This window comes from Ktedonobacter sp. SOSP1-85, assembly GCF_016587415.1.
GTDB lineage: Bacteria > Chloroflexota > Ktedonobacteria > Ktedonobacterales > Ktedonobacteraceae > Ktedonobacter.
Map to the genome: position 1 here is coordinate 3090362 of NZ_BNJI01000001.1, position 12824 is coordinate 3103185.

At 52.1% G+C, this 12824-nt stretch carries 9 protein-coding genes; 4 read left to right on the plus strand and 5 right to left on the minus strand.

The genetic code is table 11. The features are described from left to right. Positions 1-34 precede the first annotated feature (34 nt). Positions 35-559: an NUDIX hydrolase gene (locus tag KTE_RS12970; RefSeq protein WP_201381521.1), complete on the minus strand. Its 525-nt coding sequence runs from the start codon at positions 557-559 to the stop codon at positions 35-37. 216 nt (positions 560-775) lie between these two features. Between KTE_RS12970 and KTE_RS12975 the strand changes: the two genes are divergently transcribed. Then, positions 776-1636: a PHP domain-containing protein gene (locus tag KTE_RS12975; protein WP_201381523.1), complete on the plus strand. Its 861-nt coding sequence runs from the start codon at positions 776-778 to the stop codon at positions 1634-1636. Between the two features lie 78 nt (positions 1637-1714). Here KTE_RS12975 and KTE_RS12980 read toward each other — a convergent pair whose 3' ends face one another. From KTE_RS12980 to KTE_RS12995, 4 genes are all read right to left on the minus strand, one after another. Then, positions 1715-4117 carry a transglycosylase domain-containing protein gene (locus tag KTE_RS12980; RefSeq protein ID WP_201381525.1) on the minus strand — a complete coding sequence of 801 codons (2403 nt, stop codon included), beginning with the start codon at positions 4115-4117 and terminating at the stop codon, positions 1715-1717. Positions 4118-4592: 475 nt separating this feature from the next. Beyond that, the gene (locus tag KTE_RS12985) at positions 4593-8075 is read right to left on the minus strand and encodes a transglycosylase domain-containing protein (protein WP_201381527.1); all 3483 of its coding nucleotides are present in this window, start codon (positions 8073-8075) and stop codon (positions 4593-4595) included. Between the two features lie 312 nt (positions 8076-8387). Then, positions 8388-9035: a helix-turn-helix domain-containing protein gene (locus KTE_RS12990; protein WP_201381529.1), complete on the minus strand. Its 648-nt coding sequence runs from the start codon at positions 9033-9035 to the stop codon at positions 8388-8390. Between the two features lie 234 nt (positions 9036-9269). Next, positions 9270-9782, minus strand: a complete 513-nt coding sequence (locus KTE_RS12995; protein WP_007913342.1) for an NUDIX hydrolase — start codon at positions 9780-9782, stop codon at positions 9270-9272. Positions 9783-10034: 252 nt separating this feature from the next. Between KTE_RS12995 and KTE_RS13000 the strand changes: the two genes are divergently transcribed. From KTE_RS13000 to KTE_RS48845, 3 genes are all read left to right on the plus strand, one after another. Then, the gene (locus tag KTE_RS13000) at positions 10035-10559 is read left to right on the plus strand and encodes a hypothetical protein (protein ID WP_201381531.1); all 525 of its coding nucleotides are present in this window, start codon (positions 10035-10037) and stop codon (positions 10557-10559) included. 248 nt (positions 10560-10807) lie between these two features. Continuing rightward, entirely contained in the window at positions 10808-12010 is a 1203-nt protein-coding gene (locus KTE_RS13005) for an FIST N-terminal domain-containing protein (RefSeq protein WP_201381533.1), read from the plus strand. Between the two features lie 629 nt (positions 12011-12639). Next, entirely contained in the window at positions 12640-12774 is a 135-nt protein-coding gene (locus tag KTE_RS48845) for a hypothetical protein (RefSeq protein WP_255552889.1), read from the plus strand. The last annotated feature ends 50 nt before the right edge of the window (positions 12775-12824 follow it).

Sequence of the window (12824 nt, forward strand, 5' to 3'; positions counted from 1 at the left end):
AGATGTATGGAGAAAGCTCCCCAGGGCTTCCATTTCAGGAGGCCAGGGGAGCAGCTTTAGGTGTACCTGGTGTAACAGAAGTGGAGACTAGCGAAAACTGACAACCGGCACGCTGGCGCTGATAATCGGCAAAAATGTGCCGTCCATGTTCATTAAGTTGAGCGTAGAGCTCATCCTCGCTTAGCCAGCAGGGGCGCCCCTCAATGTTATCGCGCAATTCGCCACCGGTTATCCGCGCCTGGAAGACAAAGCTCAGATTGCTCATGTTGGTCCAGCTATCACTTGTGAGCGTATAGCAACCAACCATATCACCAATTTCCAGGTGCAGGCCGGTCTCCTCCAGACCCTCGCGCTGCGCACCCCGTTGCGGCGTCTCACGCCAGTTCATAAAACCGCCGGGAAAAACTGTTCTCTGGCCGGGAAGCTGAACAACCAGGTAGCGTCCCTGCTCCTCAACCACGACTGCCGCGCTACAGAAGGGTGGCAGCTTCCCGCCCAGCAACCAGTTCAAGAGATTGAAGAAGATGCTAGTACAGCGCTTCAATAGATCGTATAGCATATTGCTTGTGGCCCTTTCCTTGCTCGATGATGTTACGCTCTCTTCTGAAAGCAATAATACGGTGCAAATGTCAAAGCCTTATCGTGTATCTGTCGCGAATTTGTCGCAATTCACAAGCGAGCAAGTGTGATACTATGAAAGCGATGAACAGTATGGCATGAGGGGGGGTATCTTCCTCCTTAAAGTTTTTGGCAGTAAGTAAAGGAGCAGAGGCTGTTGGCGACACATAATCTCGTTTTATCTCCTGAGGCGGCTGTAGACCTGCATATGCATACTACGTATAGCGACGGGCGCTGGCCTGCTGAACAGTTAATTAACTACCTGGTTGAGGAGAAATTTGACCTGGTTGCGGTCACTGATCATGACCGTGTCGATAAAGTGGCTGAAATTCAAGAGCTGGCGGCAAGCAAGGGGCTTCCTGTGTTGCCTGGAGTAGAGATCACCTGTAAGTGGAATGGGCACATGGCCCATATGCTCTGCTACGGTTTCGATCCGGCACAGAACGCAGTGCAAGAGGTTACAGAGAAGGTGGCGCGCCTGCAACTGGAGAACACGCACCAGGTGCATGATGCACTGGTAAGCAAGGGCTACACCTTTCCCCGCGAGGCCGAGGCCCTGGCAGAGCATGGTGGCAAACTTTTCCGTCCTTCGGATAACATTACCCTCCTCATAGAACATGGCTACGCGCCCGACCGTATGACTGGTCTGCGTATGATCGAACAGGCTGGCTTTGTCAGCATTATGGCGGATATGGCAGAGGCCGTTGAGGCAGCCCATAAGAGCAACGCGGTTTGCTTGATCGCCCATCCAGGACGCAAGGAGAGTGGCTTTACGTTCTATGACACTGAGCTGCTGGACCGCCTGCGCGCCGAGATTCCCTTAGATGGCATCGAGGTCTACCATCCCTACCATAGCCCTGAGACCGTCGCCATGTACGAAGAGTATGTGCGCAAGCACAATCTGCTACAGAGCACTGGCTCCGACTCCCACAGCCATCCCGCTCGCATGCCACGCAAGCACCGGGCAGAGGTCAGCCGGCGCCTGCTGGAGCGCCTGGGTGTGACCATCAACTCGTAAGCATAACACGTAAAAAGGTCACGATTCCTGGCATGCCGGGAACCGTGACCTTTTTCGTAAACACTAAATTCTTAGTGTTTACTTTTGAGGGATATACCAGTCATTACCACGGCGCGCGAGGCCGCCGGGATTTGTAAAGTTCCGAATGGGGTGGCCCTGCTCAAAGAGCTGCATGGTATCGTGCCAGATAGGCGCGGCACCATCAACACCAGTGACATTGAACATCGGCGAGTTATCGTTGTTACCAGACCACACGCCAACTGTGTAGTCGGTCGTCCAGCCAACGGTCCAGTTATCGCGGAAGTCGTTGGAGGTACCGGTTTTCACAGCCGCGGGACGAATGGGGCCGGGATTACCAGCGTAACACTGCGACTGCGAGGTCGAGTACAGGTAGAGCACGCTACACTTACCGAACTCGAAGGTACGCGAATTGTTATCGCTAAGCACATTTGCCATCAGGTATGCCAGTTGCGGGCTAATCACACGCTTGGCGTTCATATCGGGACGATACACCACCTTGCCCAGTGAGTCGCGCACCTCAGTAATCGCATGCGGCGTGACATGCTTACCACTATTGCCAAATGTGCTATAGGCCGAGACCATGTCCGTCAGATGAACGCTCAGCGAACCAAGCACCATCGTGTAGTTCGGCACACCTGCGTACGTTGTAATTCCCAGGTTAAGCGCCATCTGTAGCGCGGGATCAACCCCCGTCTGCATCAGCAGCTTGACGGCAGGAATATTGAACGAGTTCTGCAAGGCATAGCGATAGGTAATATTGCCGTGATACTTCATGTCGTAGTTCGTCGGCCGATAGGCTGGCAGTCCACAGCACATGTTAATCGTCAGCGGACCATCCTGTACATGATCGCCTGGACTGACGCCCTTATTAAAGGCAGTCGCATAGATGAAAGGCTTGAAGGATGAACCCGGCTGGCGTAAGCCCTGGCTGGCCACGTCAAAGGCTCCCGACTTGGGATCATTGGGATTAATGTTGCCTACCAGGGTCAATAGTGAGCCATCATGGGGGTTCATCACCACCACAGCCGAGTTAGACATATTATGAATTTTAGCATTCTCGGCGATATGCTTCTGCGCGATCTTCAGCACCTGGTTCTGCTTGGTCAGATCGAGCGCAGTCATGACCGTAAGTCCTGAACGTGAGAGGTCACCAGCCTTTACATGCAGCTTGTCCATCAACTCGCGCAGGGTATAGGCAGAGTAGTGCACAGCCAGGTCATTATGCACCTGCATTGGCTTAAGGAAATCCTCTTGCTCGGCCTCGGCAATCGCCTGTAGCTCCTGGGCGTGGGTGATATAGTTCTGCACATTCATATTATGCAGAACATCTTTCATACGGTTAAGCGCACGATCTTTATGCAGCCATGGATTATAATAATCGCCGTTCTGAGGGAGGCCAGCCAGCATAGCGGACTGTGCCAGGTCAAGCTGCTTGACCGCCGGCAAATTCGGCTTATCCTCCAGACCAAAGTAGATCTGTGCGGCAGCATCAGCCCCATAGGCTTGATCACCATAGTAGATCGTGTTGAGATACATAGTGATGATCTGCTCTTTAGTATAGTAGCGTGTTACGTCTGGTGCCAGCAAGATTTCTTGCAATTTACGGATAGCCGTCCGTTGCTGACCAAGGATCGTATTTTTGATCAACTGCTGCGTAATCGTACTGGCACCTGAGACCGTGTCATGAGCCGTGATGTCATCAAGTGCCGCGCGCACAATACCAGTGATATCATATCCTGGATTCGACCAGAAATACTGATCTTCAATGGCAATGGTCGCATGCATGAGCGTAGGCGAGAGCTGCGAATAGGGAACAGATGTTTGCACACCATCATCGATCATCTGATAGATCATCTGTCCCTGATCGTCATACATTTTCAGATTATCTTTAGGTAATATATCCGGCAGCGTCGTTACCTTACTCCCATAGAGCTGCTCAGTTGAATTATAGAGAGCCGTATACAGAGTAATAGAAGAGGCGGCAACAACCAGAAAAGCCATAAAAATGATGGCCAGCGGCATAAAGCCCCAGCGCGATCCTTTGCGCTCGGCTTCATTGAAGCGCGCATTACTCTCGCGCAACCCCTTGCGTTTAATATGGCGCTTGGTACGCCAACCTGGTGCCAGGGGAAGCAAATGCGCCACTGGATAGTAAACACCACGGGGCGCCTTGAGTGGGAGATTACTCAGGCGTTGCGCGGCGGCGGCCCTGGAATGTGTGGGCAGCTTCGCGGGAAGGATCACCCGCATTTTCGCGGTTTTGCCTGGATCATCATCGGCGTCTACGACCTGTGCATCCGCAGTAGCAACCAGACCTTTGCGCTCTTCACTACCTGGAGCTTGATCTTGAACGGATGCTTGGGTAGGCTCATTAGCCGCAGTCAGCGTAGAATGCAAAGCTTCTTGCGAGGTTGTCGCTGAAGCTTGCGCTCGCTCAGGGCGCTGCTGCTCATCCTGCATAATGCAACCTCTTTCTATTTATACACTGGATTGGTAATAAATCAAATTTCACGGACAGGTTGAGAAAAGACCTGTAGCAGGAACAATAAAAATTTCGCATTACTCTTTTACCATACAGGTAGAGTCGCTAAAAAAGATAGATATACTCTGTATCTTGCAATTTGTAGCAATGAATACCCAGTCCATCCCCTCTTTCCCATACTTATTCTAACTTCTGAGCAGTCGGATGTGCAACGACAAAATAAGTGTATTTCTGGTGCACGCAAAAAATGTGAGCAACTTCACAAAGAAATAGAGTACAGCAAACTGTCTATTTTAACGGAACGCAAAAAGGGTGGTAACGCCTCCAGCGCGTAACAGTACAATTAGATATAATAATCCTGTTTTAACTCAGATACTTGCAGATAAAGGATATGAGCCCTGGGAGATGCGGCCATAACTGGCTGCGCACCTCCAGAACTCAACGCTATAGGTGCTACCAACCACCAGCGCCAGGGTTGCCAGTATACGAGAAGTTCGGACAGTAAGGCGTATACTTGGTCTTATCCTTATCTTTGTTCTTATCGCCTCCAGGCGGCGGATTCTGGTTGTTATCCGTGGGACCCTGTAGCAGAGACTGTGGACTCCAGGACTGACCATTGGTCGAGTTATAGCCACTGGGCACCTTATCGGAGTAGAACCAGTCAGTAGACGTAATACCATCAATCGTTGCCGTAGTCCGTACCAGGCCACCCGGAACCGAGAAGTCGCGAATGGGTTTCCCTTTCTCGGCAAGCAACATCGCATCATGCCAGATTGGCGCGGCACCGACAACACCCGTTGTGCCATCAGACATCGGTGAGTTATCGTTGTTGCCTGCCCATACACCCATGACATAGTCAGTAGTGTAGCCAAGCGTCCAGTTGTCACGAAAGTCGTTGGTGGTACCGGTTTTCGCTGCGGCAGGACGGACTGTCCCACGATCTCCCTCATAGCATGATTGCTGTGAGTTAGAATACAACTGCAACTGATTGCAATCAAAGAACTCGGGTAGGCGGCTCTGATTATCACTGAGCACATTCGAGATCATATACGCTGTCTGGGGACTAAAGACTTGCTTGCCCTTAGTCTGCTGGTGCTCGATGACCTTGCCGATGCTCATGTACTCTATCTTTTGTACGGCGTAGTAAGGCACATGGACTCCATTATTGCCAAAGGAACCAAAGGCCGAGACATGGTCAAGCAGGTGAACGCTCAAGCCACCCAGGACCATTGAGAGGCCAGGTGTTCCTTCATAGGAGAGATCCATCTCCTTGGCCTGATCCACAGCATTATTGATTCCGGCCTGCTGGAGCACGCGTACGGCCGGAATATTGAGCGAGTTCTGTAAAGCACAACGCAGCGTCATAGGCCCATGATACTTCTGGTCATAGTTCTTAGGCTCAAAGTACGGGTCTTCGGCCCCTGGGGTGGGAAAGCGCGTCTGAACATCGTTCACCGCCTGTGCGGGCGACGTCCCTTTCGACTGCATCGCCAGGGCATAGACATAGGGCTTGAAGGATGAGCCAGGCTGGCGCCAGCCCTGCGTCGCGACGTCAAACTTGCCGCCAATAGAGTTATTGTTGTAGTCCAGGCTCCCCAGCAACGAGATGATCGCGCCAGTGTGCTGGTCTATAAGCACCTCGGCGGCGTTGGAGATACCATACGTATGCAGCTCATCGGTATGATCCGTCATTACCTTCTGAATCTTATTTTGCAGCGTAATATCCAGCGTGGTTGTGACCTTCATATCAGAGCGAGAGAGCTGCTGCTCACTCATATGCGTCATGCTTTGCAACTGGCTGAGCACAAAGTAGAAGAAGTGGGGCGCGAGCAGGCCCATATCGGGCGAATGTTTGAAGAAATCCTTCTGCCCGGCCTCCTTCAGCGCGGCACTCTCCTGGGCTTTTGTGATGTTTTTCTGACTTACCATCAAGTCCAGCACTAGATGCATACGGTCCGTCGCGCGCGCGCGATAGTTCCAGGGATTATAGTAGTCGCCGTTCTGGGGCAGACCAGCAAGCATTGCCGCCTGGGCCAGGTCGAGCTGCTTTGAGGCTGGTAAACCGGGCTTATCCTGCAAGCCAAAGTACATATTCGCGGCGGCATCGATACCATAGGCCTGAGACCCATAGTAGATGGTGTTGAGATACATCTCCATGATATCGTGCTTGGAGTAGACGTCATTGACCTGGGGCGTCAGGATGATCTCTTCAAGCTTACGCACATTGTCTACCTTGTCACCCACAACCAGCTTCTTGATCAACTGCTGCGTAATGGTACTGCCGCCCTCGACGACATGCCCACTCTTCAGGTTATCAAGCGCGGCCTGAAGGATACGCGCAATGTCTACGCCAGGATTCGTCCAGAAGTTTTTATCCTCAACCGCGATGGTCGCATTTACCAGGTCGGGCGAGACATCTTGCAATTTCACCGATGTATGCACACCATTATCAGCTAGCTGCCCTAGTAATGTCCCTTTGCTATCGTAGACCTTCAGATTATCCTTGGGCAAAAGCTCGTGCAGGCTAAGCACGCGCCCCAGGTAACGTCCCTGGGTATCGCTGTAGAAACGATAGCCAAAGTACGCTCCCGTACCGCTCAGGGCCAGGAAGACAATCAATAGGGCCATCAGGACGGAGAAAGCTCCGACCAGGACATTGTTGCGGGTCTGCTTTTTCTGCAAATGATTACGCCGAATGTGCCAGCGCGCCACGCGTAATATCTTGTGATGATGGCGGCGCGCGAGGTGTCTGCGGTACTCTTGCGCCAACTCTTCATCCGGCAAGCCTACCATAGAGGCGGTAATCACTTCCTCAGGCGAAAGCGAGGCTTCCGGTTCAAGAGGCTCATCTATATGGGCCTCTCGCTGGGCTACCGCAATCTTCTGCCTATTTACGGCTCCAGGCTGAGCCTCTGCCCCCTGTGGCTCGCTTGCGCTCACTTTATTGGAAGGGGAAACGGGTGATTCTGGCTTCTTTTTGTCGCTGCGCCTGGAGGCGCCAGCGCCCGGACGACGTGGTACCGAGGACGGCATAGCAGGTTTGGGCGGATTAGCTGGCTTCGCCGAGGCTTCTGGCGCCGTGAGCTCGCGAGTGGGTGCGTCTGCGATATCTGGACCGGATGGGTCGTTTTGGGGCTGCTCCGCGGGCGATGTCCCTTTGGGTTCGGTGTTCGTCGTTGCAGGTTGGTTGCGAGACTGGCGCTTCTCAAAAGCACGCACAGCCCGTTGCTGCCGCGTAGAAATAAAGGTCTCTGCCCTGGGGCGGCGTACAGGAGCAATACCAGGTGTCGCTTTCGGTTCAGCAGGCTCGGATTGCTCTTCTGGAGCTGAGGCAGAAGCTGCCTGCTCCTCAGCCTGCGTGGCTGGATGCTCCTCTCTCTCGTTCGCCAGTGGCGCTTCTGATGACGTCACCTCATGCATGGTTTCCGGCGAGATACGCACAGTTGGGATATCCTGTTCAGCATTCTCCTCAGACGGGGCCGACTCCTGCGATGGGCTTTCTTCCTCGGATTCGACTGCCTGTGGCTCCTCTGTATTAGCAGGCAAGGCGGAAACCTCCGCTTGCGGCTTCGGCTGAAAATGCTTCTCTGATGCAGCCACGGCCTTTTCACTCACGTTAGTAGAGCTAGCAGCGTCGGGCTCCTTTTTATGGGCAGGCGAGGTAACGTCAGGAGTAGTGGACCTGGGCACACGGCCAATTGTGGGTAAGCCAGGAACGGTTGGAGCGTCATCATCATCGATGTCAGAGTCTTCTGAGTCTTCTAAACGGGAAGAGACTTCTTGAGAAGCCTGCTCTATTTTCTGTTCAGAGTTATTTTCCTGCTGTTCTTGCGTCTGCTCTTCCAATGGTGAGGCGGGCAGTCCTTGCTCCATCGCTTCCGATGAAGCCGGAGACCGCTCAGAGCTGGTTTCCTTTTTTCTTTGATCTGGTGACATTCTATGCTCCCCTGATATTACCCCTTAGATGCAGATAACAGAATAGAGAAAGTATCCGCACATAGCTGCGAAAAAAATACACAGTAAACAAGGAGGTTCAGAATTAATAATATCTTTTCAGGCGATAACTATTTTTAACTTTGAGAATATATACAGGAGGAAGGGTGTAAAAGCGCGCAAAAAGCTCTTCTGGCCAGCGCAAAACAAAGTCCCCCTTATTAAGTAAGACGCGACAGTGGAAGAAATGTGACACCTGACATAAAGGCGTATACTATAAGTACCCGTTAGCGCTATCAAAAGTAGCTATTTTTTTCAAAAAGAAGGCGACTCGGGCGTGACCGCGGCCTCGATCAGCGCGGGAAGGATTTCGTTGGTGATGGTTTGAATCTGATACAGGCTCTCCAGCCAGGGAATATCCTGTTCGCGCGCACCGCGCACCTCGGCAAGTTGCAGCACCGCTTCATCCATGATGGTACGAAAATAGAGGAAGGCACGCACCGCGTCCGCCACTGGCACATGAGCCTTGCGCGTCACTGTGCCATACTCGGTCCCCAGTTGGATGGCCTCCTGGCGCAGATCCTCCTTATGAGCGGGATCATTCAGACCACGCAAGAGTAAATCCAGCGCCCGGCGCCCCAACATGCGATAGGCATTCAGCGCGGACTCATTAAAATGCTGATACCAGGAGAACCGGCCAAGGGTACCTGCAGTAAAATCGAGGCGGACCCGCCCGATCAAGTTCTGAATAAGCATCTGTGAGGCAACATTAGGCTTCAGCTCGCTCTCCTGACGTAGACGCGCCTCAATATCAGTACGCCGAAAGCGCCGGTGTCCGCCACTGGTACGACGAGATGGAAGTTCATTCCGATCAGCCCACAGGCGTACGGTGGCGGGGTGCATACCAAGCATCTCCGCAGCCTCGCGCAAGCTCAGCCATTCTTCTCCAGCCTGTGACGTCACCAGAACCTCCTCTGTGTACTAGCTATGTATCACACTACCAACGAATACCATGTTTCTCTCAGCCTGATTGTATGTAATTTACGTATGATCCGTCAAGTAGGAAAAAAGAGCACAGAAGCTTTTCAACGCGAAGTTGCGCAAAATAGATAAGTATTTTCTGGTAGAGGTGTGGTGAGCCTGAGTGCCAGCGTATGCGGCACTCAGGCTCACCACACCTCTACCAGAAAACATTGTTCATTGGGAGACAATATGCTGAAAGTGCTCTGGGAGATCTTTTAAAAGTGTATGCAAGGCTCGTGGATAGAGTGGCGCACGCTCTATCTCCTCCAGGGGTAGCCAATCGAAGTAGAGTAGCTCCTCATTTGAGGAGACACGAGAGCCGTCTTTATCGCGCAAGGCAAGCGACGATTGTTGATAGATATATGCGTCTTCAGGAAAGTCGAGCAAGAAGTAGAGACCTATTTCATGTGTTGCCCTGGGCTGTTGCCCAAAAAAGTTCTCTATGATCGCCAGGGGGCGCACAATCGTTGGCGTCAGGTCCAATTCTTCCTCAACCTCACGCTGGAGCGTTGTGGCAGCAGATTCAAGCAGTTCCGCACGCCCACCTGGGAGAAACCAGTAGGGGGGAGTGGTCCGGGCGGCGCGCTGACAGAGAACACGACCATTATGGAGAATAACACCCCCCACACGATATACAAAGAGAATACCATCAGTCGCAAAGGTAATCATATGCCTGGGTGGAACCATATACGCCTCACTTTTCTGGTTTCTGATCTCTAGTGTCTAATTACTACAACTCCAGCAAACGCATAAGCATCTTCTCTATGTAATACCATATTCTAGAGCAATTGGGGAATAGCGGTTCTTGCTTTGCCAGGGGAGTCACCTTGCCTGCCGCTGACACGTGTACAAAGCGTACATATATAGATGCGCCACCAATTACTAGTCAGTGCTGGTCAGGACAAACCAGGGTAAGCGAGTAAAAGGAGAGAACAAGCCATGCCAGACCATAATACGCCTCAGCCAGGTGAACAACAGCGCCAGGAAGAAGCTACGCAATATGAGCAACTGGTAGCCTCCCAGCGCAAAGAAGTGGCTGGACAAACCAGCACAGGCAACGCGCGCGATCTAGGAACGGCTGGAGGAGGAATGATTCCCGATAGTGCCGCGGGTGGCTCTGGAAACGCACGCGGTGGCATGGGGACACCTGAAGGAGGAGCCACAGGCGGTCGAGCCATTGAAGAGGAACAGCGTGAGCGCGGTAGTGGTACTACGGCTGATAATCGCTCTGGAAGCACTGCGGCCAATATCAACGCTGTTGATCAACAAGCCAGCCAGAACATTGGTGGTCGTACACCCGACCAACCCCAAACCAGCATGGGAGACCGTGATCCCCATACCTCGGGCGGGCAGGGCACCAACCAAAATATTATTGATCCCATGACCTCGCGTGCCCCCAGGCATGTACAAGATCAGGAAGAGGCGCGTAAAGCTGAACAAAAGAAAGACACAGAAGAACAATAGGAAGCAAAAATATTAATGCCTTTTTAACACATGAGTTATAAGAAACATGCTATACTCCCAGCATAAAGGCTCACCACTTCCTACCTGATAAATATGACGAGAAAGCCCTCATTGTAAGACGAGAGACAATGAGGGCTTTCTCGTGTCTTCATAGTGTTCATTGCTATTAGGCGTAATCGTGTGCGATACTAACTTTGGAACGAGTTAGCGGGATACATCTTTTTCACTTATGAGGAAGAATGAGAACTATGAAGTCAGGTATGCCAGTCGCCAGGGAAGCCGTTGTAGCTGATGAGATTTGGGACCAGGCCCTCTTCCAGGCACTCGCGCAGACATGCGATATCCAGGCCGATGTAGCCTTACTCTTTGCCAGTGGCGAATATGAGGAACATTTCCCGGAGATGTTGCGTATCATCAAAAAGGAAACAGGCGCCTCAATTGTACTGGGATGCTCGGGCCAGGGTATTATAGGGACAGGGATGGAATTGGAGGATGTGCCAGCACTCTCGCTCATGACGATGTCACTGCCAGGAGCCACGCTCCACGCGACTCGCTTGCCACCAGACATTGTAGAGATGTTTAACACCCCTGAAGAGTTACGAACCCTCCTCGATGTGCCGCTCGATGACGTGAATGGCTGGCTCCTCTTCCTCGATCCCTTCCATCTCAATAGTGAGTCTCTTATTGACGCGTTGGCCAGGGCCTATCCCCAGGTATCTATGATGGGTGGCCTGGCCTCAAACGACATGCAAGACTCGCCCTGCTATTTCTTCTTTAACGATACCGTCTATACCGATGGTGGCATTGGCCTGGCAATTGGCGGTCCCTACAAGATTCTCTCAATCGTCTCTCAGGGGTGCGAACCTATTGGTGAACCCTGGACAATCACTAAAGTACAGGATAATGGCCTGATCGAAACCATCTCTAATCGGCCAGCCTATGACATGCTCGTAGACACCTTTCAGAAACTCTCGCCCGCCGCGCAAATCCGCGCCCAGAGAAACCTGTTGCTGGTTGGGCTGGCCGCGGACGAGTACAGCGAGCGCTTTGGGCGTGGCAGCTTCTTAATACGCAATCTACTCGGCGTCGACCGGCGCAACAAGGCGCTGGCAATCGGCGCGCAGCCACGCGTCGGCCAGACCATCCAATTCCAGATGCGCGATTCAGAGACCGCGGACTTAGACCTGCGCGAACTCCTTAATAAGCTCCATTACCGCCTCAAGAAGGCCGAGGCATACCAGGTCGTCAGCGGCATCCTCTGCACCTGCAACGGGCGCGGCGAAAGCCTGTTTCCCACTCCCAATCACGACGCGGGCATGGTTGAAGAGATCCTGGGACCCCTGCCAACTATCGGCCTCTTCTGCAATGGTGAAATCGGGCCAGTTGGCGACCGCCCCTTCCTACACAGCTTTACCGCCTGCCTGGCCCTTATCGTCAAACGCAATGAGTAAAAGATATGTGTATGGAAAATAGAACTTCGCTCCATTTTCCATACACATATCTTTTACTCTTGAATGCCTATTCCTGCTTGACAAGTCATAATTGGCATGTTACGCTTGCAGTAGGCATTGTTTACGCTATTCAGGAAAAGAGAGACGTTTTCATGTTCTCCAGGAGTATGGTAAAAGCGATTCTGACACAATTGCCTGTGAGCAATTGGTGTACAGTGCGCAAATATGGCGAGGCCCATTCCGTCGCCCAAGGCCATACTATGCCCTTTTTCAGGAGGACGGAACACGACCTGAGCTAAGCGGGAATTTCTTTAAAGACGCGAAGCTCGAATAGTACCTACCGTGGGGCCATAGATGGTCAGTACCACGGTTTTTTTGTTGCCTTTTTAAACTTGAAAGGCAAGAAGAGGGGCGATAGCGCTTCCCTCGTCTAATCAGAAAAGAAGCCGTGAAGAGTGGCGACGTTTAGCCACCCTTCACGGCTTCTCTGCGTTTTTGGCAAGGAGATAGACACCATGTTATACCTTTTGCAGGATCCTCAAGCGGATCGAGAGGATACATTATGAAATAGATTTCATCTCTTATTTCCTGCTTAAAATGCAATAAGATTCTATCAAGAGGAAAAAGATATGTCAATTAAATTCGCATTATGCACACCATTTGGAGCACGACCACCCTGCGCCTGGGCGCTGACTACAAACAAGCTGAGTCTGCTCCTGGTCACTGATTGCCAGGAGCAAGAGACCTATACGAACTCTAGTTAGTACGACAGATACAGAATGGCTCGCCTCTTTTCTCAGAGGCAGGCCAGCAA